16 protein-coding genes are annotated in these 17,211 nt (G+C 64.6%); 12 read left to right on the top strand and 4 right to left on the bottom strand.

Features of this window, described 5'->3' with window-relative positions; translation table 11 throughout:
• The first annotated feature begins 182 nt into the window (after positions 1-182).
• The 7 genes from LMTR21_RS37335 to LMTR21_RS37305 all read left to right on the top strand — a co-directional run bounded on the left by LMTR21_RS37335 (position 183) and on the right by LMTR21_RS37305 (position 6,756).
• Positions 183-1,196 carry an ABC transporter permease gene (locus tag LMTR21_RS37335; protein WP_057839353.1) on the top strand — a complete coding sequence of 338 codons (1,014 nt, stop codon included), beginning with the start codon at positions 183-185 and terminating at the stop codon, positions 1,194-1,196.
• Positions 1,197-1,205: 9 nt separating this feature from the next.
• Positions 1,206-2,105: an ABC transporter permease gene (locus LMTR21_RS37330; protein ID WP_065750791.1), complete on the top strand. Its 900-nt coding sequence runs from the start codon at positions 1,206-1,208 to the stop codon at positions 2,103-2,105.
• Between the two features lie 109 nt (positions 2,106-2,214).
• The gene (locus LMTR21_RS37325) at positions 2,215-4,017 is read left to right on the top strand and encodes a dipeptide ABC transporter ATP-binding protein (protein ID WP_065750790.1); all 1,803 of its coding nucleotides are present in this window, start codon (positions 2,215-2,217) and stop codon (positions 4,015-4,017) included.
• Positions 4,018-4,036: 19 nt separating this feature from the next.
• Positions 4,037-4,219, top strand: a complete 183-nt coding sequence (locus LMTR21_RS37320; protein ID WP_057839350.1) for a DUF4089 domain-containing protein — start codon at positions 4,037-4,039, stop codon at positions 4,217-4,219.
• 7 nt (positions 4,220-4,226) lie between these two features.
• Positions 4,227-5,624 (top strand): AtzE family amidohydrolase, encoded by a 1,398-nt coding sequence (locus LMTR21_RS37315; protein ID WP_187399274.1) that lies wholly within the window; start codon positions 4,227-4,229, stop codon positions 5,622-5,624.
• A gap of 2 nt (positions 5,625-5,626) precedes the next feature.
• On the top strand, positions 5,627-6,019 hold the full coding sequence (gene hpxZ / locus LMTR21_RS37310) for an oxalurate catabolism protein HpxZ (RefSeq protein ID WP_065750789.1): 393 nt from the start codon (positions 5,627-5,629) through the stop codon (positions 6,017-6,019).
• Positions 6,020-6,021: 2 nt separating this feature from the next.
• Entirely contained in the window at positions 6,022-6,756 is a 735-nt protein-coding gene (locus tag LMTR21_RS37305) for a GntR family transcriptional regulator (RefSeq protein WP_065750788.1), read from the top strand.
• 110 nt (positions 6,757-6,866) lie between these two features.
• On the opposite strand, the gene atzF is transcribed toward LMTR21_RS37305, so the two are convergent.
• Positions 6,867-8,675: an allophanate hydrolase gene (atzF, locus tag LMTR21_RS37300; protein WP_065750787.1), complete on the bottom strand. Its 1,809-nt coding sequence runs from the start codon at positions 8,673-8,675 to the stop codon at positions 6,867-6,869.
• A gap of 199 nt (positions 8,676-8,874) precedes the next feature.
• Positions 8,875-9,408 carry a MarR family winged helix-turn-helix transcriptional regulator gene (locus LMTR21_RS37295; protein ID WP_065750786.1) on the bottom strand — a complete coding sequence of 178 codons (534 nt, stop codon included), beginning with the start codon at positions 9,406-9,408 and terminating at the stop codon, positions 8,875-8,877.
• Positions 9,409-9,522: 114 nt separating this feature from the next.
• On the opposite strand from LMTR21_RS37295, the gene LMTR21_RS37290 reads away from it, so the two are divergent.
• The gene (locus LMTR21_RS37290) at positions 9,523-11,385 is read left to right on the top strand and encodes a feruloyl-CoA synthase (RefSeq protein ID WP_065750785.1); all 1,863 of its coding nucleotides are present in this window, start codon (positions 9,523-9,525) and stop codon (positions 11,383-11,385) included.
• Between the two features lie 15 nt (positions 11,386-11,400).
• On the opposite strand, the gene LMTR21_RS37285 is transcribed toward LMTR21_RS37290, so the two are convergent.
• The gene (locus LMTR21_RS37285) at positions 11,401-11,916 is read right to left on the bottom strand and encodes a MarR family winged helix-turn-helix transcriptional regulator (RefSeq protein ID WP_065750784.1); all 516 of its coding nucleotides are present in this window, start codon (positions 11,914-11,916) and stop codon (positions 11,401-11,403) included.
• 112 nt (positions 11,917-12,028) lie between these two features.
• Here LMTR21_RS37285 and LMTR21_RS37280 point away from each other — a divergent pair, with 112 nt between their 5' ends.
• Positions 12,029-13,240 carry an ABC transporter substrate-binding protein gene (locus LMTR21_RS37280; protein ID WP_065750783.1) on the top strand — a complete coding sequence of 404 codons (1,212 nt, stop codon included), beginning with the start codon at positions 12,029-12,031 and terminating at the stop codon, positions 13,238-13,240.
• A gap of 383 nt (positions 13,241-13,623) precedes the next feature.
• Here LMTR21_RS37280 and LMTR21_RS37275 read toward each other — a convergent pair whose 3' ends face one another.
• Positions 13,624-14,154, bottom strand: a complete 531-nt coding sequence (locus LMTR21_RS37275; protein ID WP_084030401.1) for a MarR family winged helix-turn-helix transcriptional regulator — start codon at positions 14,152-14,154, stop codon at positions 13,624-13,626.
• Between the two features lie 80 nt (positions 14,155-14,234).
• Between LMTR21_RS37275 and LMTR21_RS37270 the strand changes: the two genes are divergently transcribed.
• From LMTR21_RS37270 to LMTR21_RS37260, 3 genes are all read left to right on the top strand, one after another.
• Positions 14,235-15,470, top strand: a complete 1,236-nt coding sequence (locus LMTR21_RS37270) for a cytochrome P450 (RefSeq protein ID WP_065750874.1) — start codon at positions 14,235-14,237, stop codon at positions 15,468-15,470.
• A 10-nt stretch (positions 15,471-15,480) separates the two neighbouring features.
• A complete protein-coding gene (locus LMTR21_RS37265; RefSeq protein WP_065750781.1) occupies positions 15,481-15,804 on the top strand; it encodes a 2Fe-2S iron-sulfur cluster-binding protein in 324 nt (107 codons plus the stop codon).
• Between the two features lie 87 nt (positions 15,805-15,891).
• Positions 15,892-17,106, top strand: coding sequence for an ABC transporter substrate-binding protein (locus LMTR21_RS37260; RefSeq protein ID WP_141688089.1), 1,215 nt, complete (start codon positions 15,892-15,894; stop codon positions 17,104-17,106).
• The last annotated feature ends 105 nt before the right edge of the window (positions 17,107-17,211 follow it).

Genomic DNA, 17,211 nt, shown 5'->3' with positions numbered 1-17,211 from the left:
CGTGGCGAGAGCCCCCACCCGCCGCGCTCTTCGAGCGCGTCGGCCTCCCCCGCAAGCGGGAGAGGCGAAGCGGGCCCGCGGCCAGTCCTCGACAACACCCCATGCGATTGCCCTGCCCGCAAGGGGGGAGGGAGCGCAGCGGAGTGCTTGGTGCGCTCACGGCAAATCGCGGAGCGAGCGCCATGCTGACCATGATCGGCAAGCGGCTGATGTTTGCGATTCCCTCGCTGATCGGCGTCGTGATCGTCACCTTCCTCCTGACCCGCGCGTTGCCCGGCGATCCCGCCGCTTATTTCGCCGGGCCCGCCGCGAGCAAGGAGGCGATCGAGCAGATCCGCAAGAAACTCGGCTTCGACAAGCCGCTGATCGAGCAGTTCTTCCGCTACACCAATGATCTCGCGCATGGCGATTTCGGCACCTCGCTGACGACGGGACAGCCGGTCGCGACCGAAATCCGCAATCGCCTGCCGGCCTCCGCCGAGCTGACGCTGCTCGGCCTCATCGTCTCGGTCACGATCGCTATCCCGCTCGGCGTGTTGGCTGCGACCCGTCCGGGCTCCTGGATCGACCATCTCTGCCGCGTCACCACGACGGCGGGCGTGTCGCTGCCGGTGTTCTTTACGGGGCTGGTGCTGGTCTATCTGTTCTATTTCAGGCTCGGCTGGTCACCGGCGCCGCTCGGCCGGCTCGACGTGTTCTACAGCGCGCCGACGCATGTGACGGGCTTCTATCTGATCGACACCTTGATTGCGCGCGACCTCGAAGCGTTTCGTTCGGCGCTGAGCCAGTTGATCCTGCCGGCGGCGACGCTGGCGATCTTCTCGCTGGCGCCGATCGCGCGCATGACGCGCGCCTCGATGCTGGCGGTGCTGGCCTCCGATTTCGTCCGCACCGCGCGCGCCAGCGGGCTTTCGCCCTCGACCGTGATCGTCACCTACGCGTTCCGCAATGCGATGCTGCCGGTCATCACCACGCTCAGCATGGTGTTCTCGTTCCTGCTCGGCGCCAACGTGCTGGTCGAGAAAGTCTTCGCCTGGCCGGGCATCGGCTCCTACGCGGTGGAAGCGCTGATTTCGTCGGACTTCGCGCCGGTGCAGGGTTTCGTGCTGACCATGGCGGTCATGTACGTGCTGCTCAATCTCTTCATCGACATTCTCTACGGCGTAATCGATCCGCGCGTGCGACTGGAAGGGTGAGGTTGGAAGATGAGTGCCGTTCTGCCTGCCGTTGAACCCGCCGCCTCCGCCCGCACTTCGGGCGTGGCTGCGATGTTCGAGCACACCCGCTATGTGCTCGGCGAAAACCGCGTCACCGCCTTTGCCTTCGGCCTTTTGGTCATCATCCTGTTCGCCGCGATTTTCGGGCCCTACATCGTGCCCTACGATCCGCTCGCCAGCGATACCGCATCAGCGCTGAAGCCGCCGTCAGCGGCGCACTGGTTCGGCACCGATCAACTGGGCCGCGACATCTTCAGCCGCGTTGTCGTCGCCACACGGCTCGATACCTTCATCGCGGTCGCTTCGGTGGCGCTGGTGTTCCTGATGGGCGGGCTCGCCGGCATCGCCGCCGGCTATTTCGGCGGCTGGACCGATCGCATCGTCGGCCGCATTGCCGACACCATCATGGCGTTTCCGCTGTTCGTGCTGGCGATGGGCATCGTGGCCGCGCTCGGCAACACCGTGCAGAACATCATCATCGCCACCGCGATCGTGAACTTTCCGCTCTATGCGCGCGTGGCGCGGGCCGAGGCCAATGTCCGCCGCAACGCCGGTTTCGTCCAGGCGGCACGGTTGTCGGGCAATGGCGAGCTGCGCATTCTGCTGGTGCATATCCTGCCCAACATCATGCCGATCATGATCGTGCAGATGTCGCTGACCATGGGCTACGCCATCCTCAACGCCGCGGGCCTTTCCTTCATCGGGCTTGGCGTGCGGCCGCCGACGGCGGAATGGGGCATCATGGTCGCGGAAGGCGCCACCTTCATGGTGTCGGGCGAATGGTGGATCGCGCTGTTCCCGGGGCTTGCGCTGATGATCGCGGTGTTCTGCTTCAATTTGCTCGGCGACGGCCTGCGCGACATCGTCGATCCGCAGCGGAGGACGTGATGGCTGATTCAGGCTTTGCCCGTCCTGGCCGCATGCGGGGAGATGGGACAGGAGCGCTGACCGTTCTACTTTGCATGGGGTTGTTTTCGATATTTTTGGGAAGGCTGTCATGACGGCCCAGCCTCTTCTCGACGTCCACGACCTCACCGTCGAGTTCTCCACCCGGCGCGGCATCGTCAAGGCCGTGCAGAACGTCAACATCTCCGTCGCCAAGGGCGAGACGCTCGGCATCGTCGGCGAATCCGGTTCCGGCAAGTCGGTGACATCCTATGCGGTGATGCGCATTCTCGACCGCGCCGGCAGGATCGCCGAGGGCTCGGTGATGTTCTCCGGCATCGACGTCAAGGCGGCGAGCGAGAACGAGATGCGCGATCTGCGCGGCCGGGAAATCTCGATGATCTTCCAGAACCCGCGCGCGGCATTGAACCCGATCCGCAAGGTGGGCGACCAGATCGAGGACGTGCTGCGCCAGCATGTGCAGAGCGCGCCGAGCGACCGCGGCGAGAAGGCGATCGAGGCGCTGGAACAGGTCAAGATCGCCCGCCCGCGCGAGCGCTATCACGCCTATCCGTTCGAACTATCCGGCGGCATGTGCCAGCGTGTCGTGATCGCGCTGGCGCTCGCCTGCAATCCGCAGCTCCTGATCGCGGACGAGCCGACGACGGGGCTCGACGTCACCACGCAGAAGGCGGTGATGGATCTGATCGTGGAGCTGACAAAGCGCCGCCACATGTCGACCATCCTGATCACGCATGATCTGGGGCTCGCCGCCGCCTATTGCGACCGCGTGGTGGTGATGGAGAAGGGCCGGGTGGTGGAGACGGCAAAGTCGGCGGATATTTTTGCGAGGCCTGAGCACGCCTATACCAGGAAGCTGATGCGCGCGACGCCGAGGATCGGCGTGTCGTTGCGCGATCTGTTGCCGGAGGAGGAGACGACTCCCGTCATGGCCGGGCATAGCCGTCCGAAGGACGGCGTCGCTTCCGCTCGCCTATACCCGGCCATCCATCCCTCTTCGAAAGACTCTTCTTCTGAGATGGACCCCCGGGTCAAGCCCGGGGGTGACGAGAATAAGTCGCCCCTTCTCCTCGTGGAAAAGCTCGTCAAGGAATATCCGCGCCAGGGCGCCAGCGCCGTTCTCACAAAACTGTTCTCCCGCAAGCCGCCGGTGGAAGCGGAAATATTCCGCGCCGTTGACGGCATCAGCTTCACGGTCGGCCATGGCGAAAGCGTCGGGCTGGTCGGCGAATCCGGCTGCGGCAAATCGACCACGTCGATGATGGTGATGCGGCTTCTCGACCAGACCTCCGGCCGCATTGCGTTCGACGGCAAGGAGATCGGCGCCATCGTGCCGCAGGCCTTTGCGCGGCTGCCGCTGCGCAAGAGCATCCAGATGGTGTTCCAGGACCCGGCCGACAGCCTCAACCCGCGCTTCACCGCAGCGCGGGCGATCGCCGATCCGATTATGCAGCTTGGCGACATCAGGGGACGCGACGCGCTGCGCGCCCGCTGCGAGGAACTCGCCGGGCTGGTCGGCCTGCCCGTCAACCTGCTCGATCGCTTCCCGCACCAATTATCCGGCGGCCAGAAGGCCCGCGTCGGCATCGCGCGCGCGATTGCGCTGCATCCCAAACTTGTGATCCTCGACGAGCCGACGGCGGCGCTCGACGTCTCCGTGCAGGCCGTCGTGCTCAATCTGCTGCAGGACCTCAAGCAATCGATGGGCATGAGCTATTTGTTCGTGTCGCACGATCTGAATGTCGTGCGTTTGCTATGCGATCGTGTCATCGTGATGCGTGCGGGGCGAATCGTCGAGCAGGGCTCGTCCGAACGCGTGCTCGGCGATCCCAAGGATGCCTACACCAAGGAGTTGCTGACGGCGATCCCGCATCCGCCGTTGCCGGTTCACTAGAAAGTTGAGTACGAGCAAAATGGCTGCCGAACCCCTGGACGATTACATCAATGCCGTTGCGAAAGCGCTGGCGCTCCCGGTCGAAGAGGCCTGGCGGCCGGCGGTGCGCGCCAATCTCGAAGTGTCGCTGAGGCTGGCGCGGCTGGTCGATGAATTCCCGCTGCCTGATGAAACCGAGCCGGCCAGTGTCTACACAGCCTGATAGCGCCATGACCGTAAGCACCGATGGGCTGTCGGCCCAACAAATCGCGCAAGCCGTAACGGACCGCGAGCTTTCCGCGCTCGATGCGACCGAGGCCGCCCTGGCGCGGATCGCCAAGCACGATTCCGTGCTGAACTCGTTCACGGACATCACAGCCGAGCGCGCGCGCGCGAAAGCCCGCGCGGTCGACGCCGCCATCGCTGCCGGTGAAAAGGTCGGCCCGCTAGCCGGCGTGCCGTTCGCGGTGAAGAACCTGTTCGACGTGAAAGGTCTTGCCACCCGCGCCGGATCGAAGATCAACCGCGATCTTGCGCCCTCGACACGCGATGCCACCCTGATTGAACGCATGGAGGCGCAAGGCGCGGTGCTGGTCGGCGCACTCAACATGGGCGAATACGCCTATGACTTCACCGGCGAGAACGTGCATGACGGGCCGTCGTGCAATCCGCACGATCCGACGCGGATGACCGGCGGCTCGTCAGGTGGCTCGGGCAGCGCGGTCGGCGGCGGCCTCGTTCCGATCGCGCTGGGGTCGGATACCAATGGCTCGATCCGCGTGCCGTCGTCGTTCTGCGGCGTCTTCGGCCTGAAGCCGACCTACGGCCGGCTGTCGCGGGCACGCTCGTTTCCATTCGTCGCCAGCCTCGATCATCTCGGCCCGTTCGCGCGCAACGTCGGCGATCTCGCGCTGGCCTATGACGCGATGCAGGGGGCGGATGCCGACGATGCCGCGTGCACGACGCGGCCGGTCGAGCCGGTCGCGCCGTTGTTGGCCCAGGGCATCGACGGCCTGCGGGTGGCGGTTGCCGGCGGATACTTTCAGAAGAACGTCTTTCCGGAAGCCGTCGAGGCCGTGGCGCGCGTCGCCAAGGCCCTGAACGCGACGCAAACGGTCGAGATTCCCGAAGCTGCGCGCGCCCGCGCCGCGGCTTACGTGATCACCACGACCGAGGGCGCCTCGCTGCATCTCGATCGCCTGCGCAAGCGGCCGAATGATTTCGATCCGGCGGTGCGGGACCGCCTGATCGCCGGCGCGATGGTGCCGGCGCCGCTGGTCGATCGCGCGCAGAAATTCCGCCGCTGGTATCGCGCAAGGGTGCTGGAGCTGTTCAAGTCGGTCGACGTCATCATCGCGCCCGCCACGCCGTGCATCGCACCGAAACTGGGCCAGGTGAACTTCGTGCTCGACGGCGTCGAACTGCCGGTGCGCGCCAATATCGGCATCCACACCCAGCCGATTTCGTTCATCGGCCTGCCGGTGGTCGCGGTGCCGGTGCCGCTGGTGCCGATGCCGATTGGCGTGCAGATCATCGCCGCGCCCTGGCGGGAAGACATCGCGCTGCGCGTTGCGCATGCGCTGGAGCGCGCCGGCGTCGCAACAGCGCCGATCCCGAGAGGATTGTAACGATGGACATCGATCTTCCCGATGTACTGGCCGAGGTGACCGCGCAGTTCCAGCGCTACGAAAAGGCGCTGGTGTCGAACGATGTCGCGGTGCTCAACGAACTGTTCCGCAACGATCCCCGTACGCTGCGCTATGGCATCGGCGAAAATCTCTACGGCTACGAGCAGATCATGGCGTTCCGCGCCGCGCGCTCGCCGGTCGGGCTGATGCGCAAAACCGACAAGACGGTGATCACGACCTATGGCCGCGATACCGCCGTCGCCTCGACGCTGTTCTACCGCGAAAGCACGCCGGGCAGAGTTGGGCGGCAGATGCAGACCTGGGTCCGGTTTCCGGAAGGGTGGAAGATCGTCGCGGCGCATGTCAGCGTCATCGACGAGCCGAAGGGGCAGTAGCGATGAGCCTTGATGATCTTCCGGCACGTGGACCGCAGACCGGCGCCCAGCCGGAGACAGTGGTGAGGCGCGTCGATCGCCCTTCGCCATTGCGGGACAAGGTCACGCGCGCGGAAGAACTGCGGCTGCAGCTCGCCGACGAGATCGTGCGCGGCGTGCTGCCGCCGGGATCGGGGCTCGACGAGACCGACATCGCGCGGCGCTTCTCCGTGTCGCGCACGCCGGTGCGCGAGGCGCTGCGGCAATTGGTGGCGAGCGGCCTGGTCGAGGCTCGCGCCCATCGCGGCGCCGTGGTAGCGCAGCCTTCGCTCGATCGTCTGACGGAAATGTTCGAGGCGATGGCCGAACTGGAAGCGCTGTGTGCAGGTCTCGCCGCCGAACGGATGCCGCCGGGGGATCGCCAGACGCTGGAAGCGATCCACGAGGAATTGCGCGTGCTGAGCCATGCCGGCAATCCCGAGCGCTTTCACGCGGTCAACGAGCGCTTTCACAACGCGATCTATGCCGGCTCGCAAAACGGCTACATCGCCGAGATGACGCTGGCGACGCGGGTCCGGGTGCAGCCGTTCCGCCGCGCCCAGTTCCGCAACCTCGGACGTCTCGCAAAATCGCACGCCGAGCACGACCGCGTCGTGGTCGCGATCATGCGCGGCGACAAGGCCGGCGCCGCAGCCGCGATGCGCGCGCATATCGAGCAGGTGCGCGGGGAGTATGAGATCTACGCGGTGTCGGTGTAGGCGCAAAACCGTAGGGTGGGCAAAGGCGCGCAAGCGCCGTGCCCACCATCTTCCACCGTTGCATGCGATGGTGGGCACGCTTCGCTTTGCCCACCCTACGAAATGACGACTTACACTGCCACCTTCTCGGCCATGAACGCGCGCCAGCCGCCGAAAGATGAAATATCCCGCGCGCCATTGATGGCCGCAGCCTCGACCACAAAACCCTTCACGCCCCTGCCGTCCGCCAACCGCACCGTACCGATCCCGAGCGGCGGTGGAATCGCGGCGACGAATTTGCCGAATGCTGCGGCCGACAGCGCCCACAGCTCCAGCTTGATCGAATGTCCCGCACCGGCATCCACGCGCAGCATGCCGGGCTTCGGCGGCACCGTGTCGAGCGCGTAAAGCTTGTAATCCGGCGCCGTCGTTGCCGCTTCGAGCAGGCGTCCGCCGAGCACCTGTAGTTCGCTATTGAGCGCCATGCCCGAGAGATGCGCGCCGACCACGGCGATCGTGATTTCATCGCCACTCGCGCCGGCTTGCAATGCGGCGAGCGCGGGCTGCACCACGCCCTTGGCGCCCATCGCCAGTCCGGTGTCGGCATGAAACACCCGCCCGATGCCGGCGAGCTGCGCGTCGCGTCCGGCGGGCGCCAGCAGCGTGATGCCGAACGGAATGCCATCGCCTCGCATCGCGGCCGGCAGCGCCAGGCCGCAGAGGTCGAGCAGATTTACAAAATTGGTGTAGGTGCCGAGCCGGCTGTTGAGCTCGATCGGATTGGCCAGTACCTGCGCGGTCGAATAGGCCGTCGGGGCCGTTGGCAGCATCATTGCGTCGAAGTTGGCAAAGGTGCGCTCGGCTGCGCGCCGCAGCGCCTGTAGCCGATAGAGCGAGGCAAACGTGTCGGCAGCGGTCAGCCGCGCGCCGGCCGCAGTGATCTCGCGCGTCACCGGATGGATCGCATCCGGTGAGGAGGCCAGCAGGTCGCGGATTACGAGATAACGCTCAGCAACCCACGGGCCCTCGTAGAGCAGCCGCGCGGTCTCATAGAAAGGTTCGAGATCGAATTCGACCAGCGTGGCGCCAAGCGCTGTCCAGCGCTTGAGCGCTTCGCCATAGGCGTTCTCGGCCGCGCGGTCGCCGAAGAAAATCAATTGGCCGCTGCGGGGCACGCCGAGCCGGAGCGTGCCGGGAAATGCCGACATCGGCGCCAGCGGCCGCTCGCGCGAATAGGGATCGGCGCCGTCGGGACCTGCCATCGCCGTCAGCGCGGTCATCGCATCGTCGACGGTGAGCGAGAACACGGAGATGCAATCCAGCGTGCGGCACGCCGGAACGAGTCCGGCGTTGGAGATCAGCCCGAGGCTCGGCTTCAGGCCGACGATGTTGTTGAGCATCGCCGGCACCCGGCCGCTGCCGGCCGTATCGGTGCCGAGCGCGAGCGGCACGAGGCCGGCGGAAACGGCGACTGCCGAGCCCGAACTCGACCCGCCCGGAACGAGATCGTCGCGCACCGGGTTGACCGGAATGCCGTAGGGCGAGCGGACGCCGACCAGGCCGGTCGCGAACTGATCGAGATTGGTTTTGCCGATGATGATGGCGCCGGCCGCGCGCAGCTTTTTAACCGCCGTCGAATCCTGCGCCGGCGAATACGAAAAGGCCGGGCAGGCCGCCGTAGTCGCCAAGCCCTGCGCGTCGATATTGTCTTTCACCGCGACCGGAACGCCGAACAGCGGCAGCGCGCCCGCGTCCTTCGAAGCCAGCGCCTCGGCTTCCTTGATCGCGTCCTTCTCGTCGCGCAGGCTGATGAAGATGGCGGGATCGTTGTGGTCGCGGATGCGCTGGTAGGAGCGGGTGATGGTCTGCGCCGGGGTCATGGCGCCGGCGCGGTGCGCGGCGACGATGTCGGCAACGGTTTCAGGCGTGTCGGACCCCATGGCGAGCAAAACTCCAGCGAGCAAAGATTACCGGGAGTGAAGCAAGCGATGTGCCATTGTGTACAATGGCTCGGGTGGACCAATGTTCAAATATAGAGACGTAATTTCATGTACTTATGACGTCGTGGGACGTACGCGCGTTCTGATCTCGGTCACGTTTCTGCCTAAAAATTAGGCTGTCCGGCCTTGGGCGAGGCGATCAGGTGAACGCCGACAGGATCTGCAGCAGCCGCTCACGGTTTTCCTTGCCGATCTTCTCGGCCACGTGGCGCTCGTGCTCGGCGGCGAGGCGCTTGAATTGCGCCAGCGCGGTCCGGCCGCGCGCGGTCAGGTGCAGCGCGTGGGAGCGGCGGTCGGTGGCGGATTTGACGCGGCTGACGAGATCGCGATGTTCGAGGCTGTCCAGCAGATGCACCAGCCTGGCTCGCTCGATCCCGAGCCGTTTTGCCACCGCCATCTGGCTCAGACCCGGGTTGGCGCCGATCACCGTCATCACCGAATACTGCGTCGGGCGGATGTCGACGGCGGCAAGCGTGCGGATGAAGTCCTGAAAGATCCAGATCTGGAAGCGCCGCACCGCGTAGCCGGCGTGGCCGGCGAGCGCGTCGAGACCGATCTCGTCATTCAGGAGGTCGTTGTGCGCACTGCCGTTTTCGCTTTGCGCGCGGCCGGGGCGCGGCCGGATACCGGTGCGCGATTTGGTAATTTTGGATACCTGAGCGTTCCTCGCCATCCTTCCCTTCTAGCGCGTCGCGGGCGCAAGGGAAAGATTGTTGTTGACGACAACAATTGTTGTGCTCAACATTAGCGTCAAGCCAGCCCGCTCGAGGCTGCTAGGAGGAAGCCCATGACCATCGCCGCCATCAGCGGTGCCGATTCCCAATATCTTTTCGCGACGCCCGCGATCGCCAGCGATCGCCGAGGCGATGGCAGCATCATCCTGAAATCCACGACGCCGCTTGGGGCGAGCGCACGCTGCATCGGCGACTGGCTGGAGCATTGGGCGCAGCAGGCACCGGACCGGATATTTCTCGCCGATCGCGCCAGTGTCGATGCGCCGTGGGTCACCGTTACCTACAAGGATGCGTTGAGGCAGGTGCGCTCCGCCGCGGCGTGGGTTCTCGCGCAAGGCCTGAGCGCCGAACGTCCGCTGGTGATCCTCTCCGACAACAGCGTCGAACATGCGCTGTTCGCGCTGGCGGCCCAGCATGTCGGCGTGCCATCGGCCGCGATTTCGCCGGCCTATTCGCTGATGTCAAAGGATTTCGACAAGCTCAAGAGCATGGTCACGCTGCTCGGGCCCGGCGCGATCTATGTTTCCAGCGCCAAACCGTTCGCGGCGGCGCTGGCGGCGATCGCGCCGCTGCATTCGGTCGCGATCGTCAGCGGCGATGCCGACGACAGCCATGCAATTCCGTTCCGTACCATCGCGGCTACCCCGGAAACACCCGCAGTCGCGACAGCGTTTGCTGCGATCACGCCGGATACGATCGCAAAATTCCTGTTCACCTCGGGTTCGACCGGCACGCCAAAGGCCGTCATCAACACCCAGCGCATGCTGACCTCGAGCCAGCAGGCCAAGGCGCAGACCTGGACCTTCCTCGAGGATAGCGACGAGGATCTCGTGATCCTCGACTGGCTGCCCTGGAGCCACACCTTCGGCGCCAACCACAATTTCAATCTGGTGCTGCGCAACGGCGGCACGCTCTATGTCGACGGCGGCAAGCCCGCGCCCGGGCTGTTCGCAGCGTCGCTCGCCAATCTGCGCAGCGTGATGCCCACGGTTTATTTCAACGTGCCGCGTGGCTTTGACATGCTGATCGCAGCGCTGCGCGGCGATGAGGCATTGCGGACGAAATTCTTCAGCGAGGTCAAGTTCGCCTTCTATGCCGGTGCTGCTCTCCCACAAAATCTCTGGGACGCGCTGGAAGAACTCTCGATCAAGACGGTCGGCCGTGTGCTGCCGATGGTGTCGGCCTGGGGCTCGACCGAGACGTCGCCGCTGGCGACCGATTGCCATTTCCAGGCCAAACGCTCCGGCAATATCGGCGTGCCGATCCCCGGCACCGAACTGAAGCTGGTGCCCTCGGGCGACAAGCTTGAGGTGCGGGTGCGCGGCCCGAATGTCACGCCCGGCTATTGGAAAGCACCTGAGCTGACCGCGCAGGCATTCGATGCCGAAGGTTTTTATCTGATCGGCGACGCCGTGACCTTTGCCGATCCGGCGCATCCCGAACTCGGATTGTTCTTCGATGGTCGCGTCGCGGAGGATTTCAAACTCAATTCCGGCACCTGGGTCAGCGTCGGCACCTTGCGCGTCGCCGGCATCGCGGCGCTGGCGCCGCTGGCGCAGGATATCGTGGTGACCGGCCACGGCGGCGACGAGGTTCGTTTCCTGGTGTTTCCGAACATCGCGGCCTGCCGGGTGCACGCCGGCCTGCCTGACAATGCCGACGTGAAAGACGTGATCGGTCACGACAAGGTCCGCAGCGCCATCGCACACGGCCTTGCTAAACTGAAGGGGCAGAGCGGCAACTCGTCAGGTCACGCGACGCGGGCGTTGCTGCTGGCCGAGCCGGCCTCCGTCGACGGCGGTGAGATCACCGACAAGGGCTACATCAACCAGCGCGCGGTGCTGACGCGGCGTGCGAGCGCGGTGGCAACACTGGACGACGATATGTCGAGCGAATGGATCGGCTGCGCCGGGTAAGATGAATTCGAGCCCTCAAAACCCGTTCTTGTGCGCGTCGACCAGCCGCACCAGCATCTGGAGAAAGGCGGCTTGCTCTGATTTGCTGAGCGCAGAAAGCGTCTGCGCATTGAAACTCTCACCCAGTCGGCTGGCTTCGTCGGCGCGCCGCTCGCCTGTCGCGCTGAGGCTGAGTTCGACCGCGCGTCGGTCCCGCGCCGACCGCTTGCGCTTGAGGATTCCGGTCTCCTCCATCCGAGACAGGATCTTCACCAGATTGGGCAATTGCATCTTCAGCACAGCGGCAAGCTCGCTCTGCGTCACCGTCTTGTTGTCGCGGACCGCGACGAGGATGGCGTATTCGAGCGGCGACAGCTTTAACGATTCGAAATAGGGGTAAAACGCCTCGAAATTCTGCAATTGCAGGATCCGGATCATGAAGCCGGGAGTGCGCTGCAGCGCGGTCAGATCGAGTTCGCGCGCCGAATCCGGTTCGGCCGGCCTGGCTCCCCCGTTGGTCTTGCGCGTCGAAACTTTTCCGATTCTTGCCATGGGCAATAGCTCGCACGGCATTACGTGAATTGACAATCCTCAAAATGCTTATAAGTTATAAGCAATTTAGAAGTGGTCGCGAAGGCCGCCTTTTCCACACAGGAGGGAATGCATGCGACAGTTTTTTCGCGAAGGGATGTTCGTTGCCGCGTTTGGCGCGCTGCTCGTCAGCCCGGCACACGGCCAGGAACGCGTCCGCATCGGCGTGCTCAACGATCAGTCGGGCGTGTTCTCGACCTATCAGGGCGTAGGTTCGGTCATCGCGGCGCAAATGGCGGTGGAGGATTATGGCGGCAAGGCCGCCGGCAAGCCGGTCGACGTCATCACCGCCGACCATCAGAACAAGACCGATGTCGGCGTCGGCATCGCGCGGCGCTGGTACGACACCGAAAGCGTCGACGCCATCTTCGATCTGCCGAACTCGGCGATTGCGCTGGCGGTTGCTGCCATGAGCGAGCAGAAGAACAAGGTCTTCATCGGCTCCGGCGCCGGCACCGCGCTGCTCACCGGCGAGAAATGCACGCCGAATACCGTGCACTGGACCTATGACACCTACGCCTACGGCCGCGGCCTCGGCAAAGCCGTGGTGGCCCAGGGCGGCAAGAAATGGTTCTTCCTGACCGCCGATTATGCCTTCGGCCATGATCTGGAGAAGCAGGCGATGGAAGGCGTCAAGGCGTCCGGCGGCGAGGTGCTCGGCGCCGTGCGTCATCCGCTCGGCACCGCCGACTACGCCTCGTTCCTCTTGCAGGCGCAGGCCTCAGGCGCCGATATCGTCGGCGTCGCCAATGCCGGCGACGACACTATCACCTCGATCAAGCAGGCGGCGGAGTTCGGGCTGACGCAGAAGCAGCGGCTGGTCGGCCTGATTCTCGGCATGAACGGCATTCCCGCGTTGGGGTTGAAGGCGGCGCAGGGCGCGCAGATCATGAACCCGTTCTACTGGGATTTGAACGACGGCACGCGCGCCTTCGCCAAGCGCTTCGCTGAACGCCATCCGCAGAAGAATTATCCCAACGACATGCAGGCCGGCGTCTACGCCTCCGTGCTGCATTACCTCAAGGCCGTCGACAAGGTCGGCGGCGCCGTGGACGGCAAGGCGGTGGTTGCGACGATGAAGGCAATGCCGACCGACGATCCGCTGTTCGGCAAGGGAACCATCCGCGCCGACGGACGCAAGATCCATCCGCTCTATCTGCTCGAGGTGAAGAAGCCGGATGAGTCGACGTCGAAGTGGGATCTTCTGAAGGTCGTTGCAACCATTCCCGGCGATCAGGCGTTCCGGCCGGAGAGCGAAGGCAACTGCCCGCTGGTCAAGAAGTGACCTGACCGCGCGGCGTACTCCTCACTTTCCGTCATGGCCGGGCTTGTCCCGGCCATCCACGTCTTTTGCTCGATGAGAACAAAGACGTGGATGCCCGGCACAAGGCCGGGCATGACGAGCCAAATGAAAGTGCCTGATTTCATTGGTTGCACTTTGAGTCAGGCTCTCTCGGAACTCTGCTCTCGACGCTTGCTATTTATGTTGCCAAGGCAACTAGTTTGTGCGAGCCTGTTTTCGACAAGCGGCCGACCGCAGAGCACGAGAGTGCCGGGCTGCACAGGGAGAAACGGATGTTCGGGCGTGTCGGATCGTCACGACACAGTGTGGTGCGCGCGAAGCGCGATGACGGCGCTGTTCGCCGCGGCGTGACTAATGCTCGCCGCTCAATCCCGCGTGTCGACTTCGCCCGCGCCCTTTACGGCGTCGAGATTGCCGTGCACCCGCAACAGCAGCGCGATCAAGGTTTCCCGCTCCGGCTTGCTCAGGCAGGAGAGCAGGCGGCGCTCACGTTCGAGCGCGACCGCGATGACCTGGTCGTGGGTGGTGTATCCCTTCGCGGTCAGGGAGATCGAATGGGTGCGCCCGTCCTCACGGTCGGCCCGGATGTTGACCAGCCCGCGCTCTTCCATGCCGGCCAGTGTCCGGCTGACCGGCCCCTTGTCGAAACCGATCACGTGGCAGATGCGGGCCGCCGAAATTTCCGGCTCGATCGCCAGCAGCGACAGGATCCGCCATTCCGTGACGTTGACCCCAAAACGCTTCTGATAGACCACGGTCGCACTGCGCGACAATTTGTTGGCGATGAAGGTGATGAGCGCCGGAACGTAACGGTCGAGGTCGAGCACCTGTTCGGCCCGTCCGTTCCTGCTTGCCGCGCCCGCGCGAGGGGCGCGCGCCTGTCTGTTCCTGCTCATGCTCTTCCGAAGCCGCTTCAGCGTTCCAGACATAGAGACTGCGCATACCGCTCTGCAAGAACATTATGCAGGAGACCCACATGAGCGCGACCTCCCGGACCGATTCTGTCACCCCGGAGCATGGTGCGCCGGCCGGCGTACCCCACCTCGACGTGGACCCGTTCTCGACCGAGTTCTTCGAGGAGCCGCACCCGATCCACGAAGCGCTGCGCGAGGCCGGCCCGGTGGTGTGGCTCGACAAATGGGGCGTCTATGGCGTGGCACGCTATGCGGAGGTGCACGCCGTCCTCAACGATCCCATGACCTTCTGTTCCAGCCGCGGCGTGGGCTTAAGCGATTTCGCCAAGGAGAAGGCCTGGCGTCCGCAAAGCATCATCCTCGAGGCGGATCCCCCGGCGCACACGCGCACCCGCGCCGTGCTGAACCAGATTCTGTCGGCGACCGCGATGAAGCCGCTGCGCAGTCATTTCACCGCACTGGCCGAAGCCAAGGCCGACGAATTGCTGGCGCGCGGAGGCTTTGATGCGATCACCGATCTTGCGGAAGCCTATCCGTTGTCGGTTTTCCCCGACGCGCTCGGACTGAAGCAGGAAGGCCGCGAGAATCTGCTGCCTTATGCAAGCCTCGTATTCAACGCCTTCGGGCCGCCGAACCAGCTGCGCCAGGAAGCGATCGAGCGCTCTGCGCCGCACCAGGCCTATGTCGCCGAACAATGCCAGCGCGAAAATCTCGCCCCCGGTGGCTTCGGCGCCTGCATCCATGCCCGCGCCGATGCTGGTGACATCACCCATGAGGAAGCGCCGCTATTGGTGCGCTCGCTGCTGTCGGCCGGACTCGACACCACCGTCTATGGCATCGGCGCAGCCGTCTATTGCCTGGCGCGCTTTCCCGACCAACTGGCAAAACTGCGCAGCGATCCGACGCTGGCGCGCAACGCCTTCGAAGAGGCGATCCGCTTTGAAAGCCCGGTGCAGACCTTCTTCCGCACCACGACGCGGGAGGTCGAACTGTCAGGCCATCGTATCGGGGAAGGGGAGAAGGTCCTGATGTTCCTCGGCGCCGCCAACCGCGATCCGCGGCGCTGGGAGAGGGCTGACAGCTACGACATCACTCGCCGCACCACGGGCCATGTCGGATTTGGCTCCGGCATCCATATGTGCGTCGGCCAGCTCGTCGCCCGCCTGGAGGGCGAGGTGATGCTGGCGGCGATCGCCCGCAAGGTCGGAAAGATCGAGATCACGGGGCCGGTAAAGCGCCGCTACAACAACACGCTGCGCGGTCTCGAAAGTCTTCCCATCACGATTTCTCCGGCCTGACGGACCGCCCATGCCGAGCATCACCTTCATCCATCCCGACGGGCGCCAGCAGCGCATCGACGCCAGCCATGGCGAAAGCGCCATGCAGGCTGCGACGCGCCAGGATGTCAGCGGAATTCTGGCCGAATGCGGCGGCAGCGCCATGTGCGCCACCTGCCATGTCTATGTCGATGACGACTGGCTCGCCCGCCTGCCAGCGATGGGTGACGATGAGGACGCGCTGTTGGATGGCGCCGCCGCCGAGCGGCAGGCCAACAGCCGTCTGTCCTGCCAGATCAAGCTTGGCGCGGACCTTGACGGTTTGGTCCTGCGGCTACCGGACCGCCAGACGTGATGACGTGACCGGCGGCCACCGCCTGCATTGAATTTAAACCCGGCGAAGTTCGGGAACATCAGAGATCAGATACAGAGGGAGAAAATGATGAGGGCTTTGAAGTTCGGTCTGGCGCTTGCCTTGTCTTGCGCAATAGCGCCGGCGGCGCGTGCGCAAATTTCCGACAATGTCGTGCGTGTCGGCGTGCTCAACGACATTTCCGGCATCTTCCAGGACACCAACGGCATGGGCTCGGTGGAAGCCGCGCGCATGGCGGCGGAAGATTTCAACGGCGGCGGCAAGGGCATCAAGGTTGAAATCGTCTATGCCGATCACCAGAACAAGGCCGACGTGGGTTCCGCGATCGTGCGCAAATGGCTCGATGTCGACGGCGTCGATGCCGTGGTCGACGTGCCGAACTCGGCGGTCGGCCTCACCATCAATTCGCTGCTGCGGGACAGCCGCATGACGTTCCTGGCGTCATCGACCGCGAGCTCCGACCTCACCGGCAAGGCCTGCTCGCCCAACACCATTCAGTGGGTCAACGACGCCTGGGCGACCGGCAATTCGACCGCAGCGGCGATGATGTCGCGCGGCGGCAAGGAATGGTACTTCATCACGGTGAACTTTGCGCTCGGCCAGGGCATCGAGGCCGAGGCCACCAATTACATCGAAAAGCATGGCGGCAAGGTGCTCGGCTCGGCCAAGCACCCGCTCAACACGGCTGACTTCGCCTCGCTGCTGCTGCAGGCGCAGAATTCCAAGGCCAAGGTGATCGGGCTTGCCAATGCCGGCGGCGATACCGTCAACGCGGTGAAGCAGGCCGCCGAGTTCGGCCTCCAGCAGAGCGGTCAGACCATGGTGGCGTTCCTGCTGTTCATCAACGACGTCCACGGTATGGGGTTGAAGGTCGGGCAGGGCCTGCAATTGTTCGAGGCGTTTTACTGGGACATGGATGACGACACCCGCGCGTTCGCAAAACGCTTCGCGGCGCGGCCGGGCGTGAACGGCAAGATGCCGAGCGGCAACCAGGCCGGCGTCTATGCCTCCACGCTCGCCTATCTCAACGCCGTGGCGGCAACCGGCAGCGATCACGCCAAGGACGCCGTACCGCAGATGAAGAAGTTCAGGGGCAAGGACAAATTGTTCGGCGACGTCACCATCCGTCAGGACGGCCGCGTCATTCACCCGATGTACCTGTTCGAGGTCAAGAAGCCCGAAGAGTCGAAATACCCCTACGACTACTACAAGCTGGTTTCGACCATTCCCGCCGACCAGGCCTTCCGCCCGCTCGCCGATGGCGGCTGCTCGCTGGTGAAGTAACGCACCGCTCTCCTCCCTCTCCCGCTTGCGGGGGAGGGCCGGGGTGGGGGTTTCACCGCATAAAGGCTGGCAAACGCGGCCACCGATCATTCTTTATTTCGATTG

The organism is Bradyrhizobium paxllaeri, assembly GCF_001693515.2.
Lineage (GTDB): Bacteria > Pseudomonadota > Alphaproteobacteria > Rhizobiales > Xanthobacteraceae > Bradyrhizobium > Bradyrhizobium paxllaeri.
Note: the sequence above shows the minus strand (reverse complement) of the source record. Positions and strands in the feature narration are given on the sequence as shown.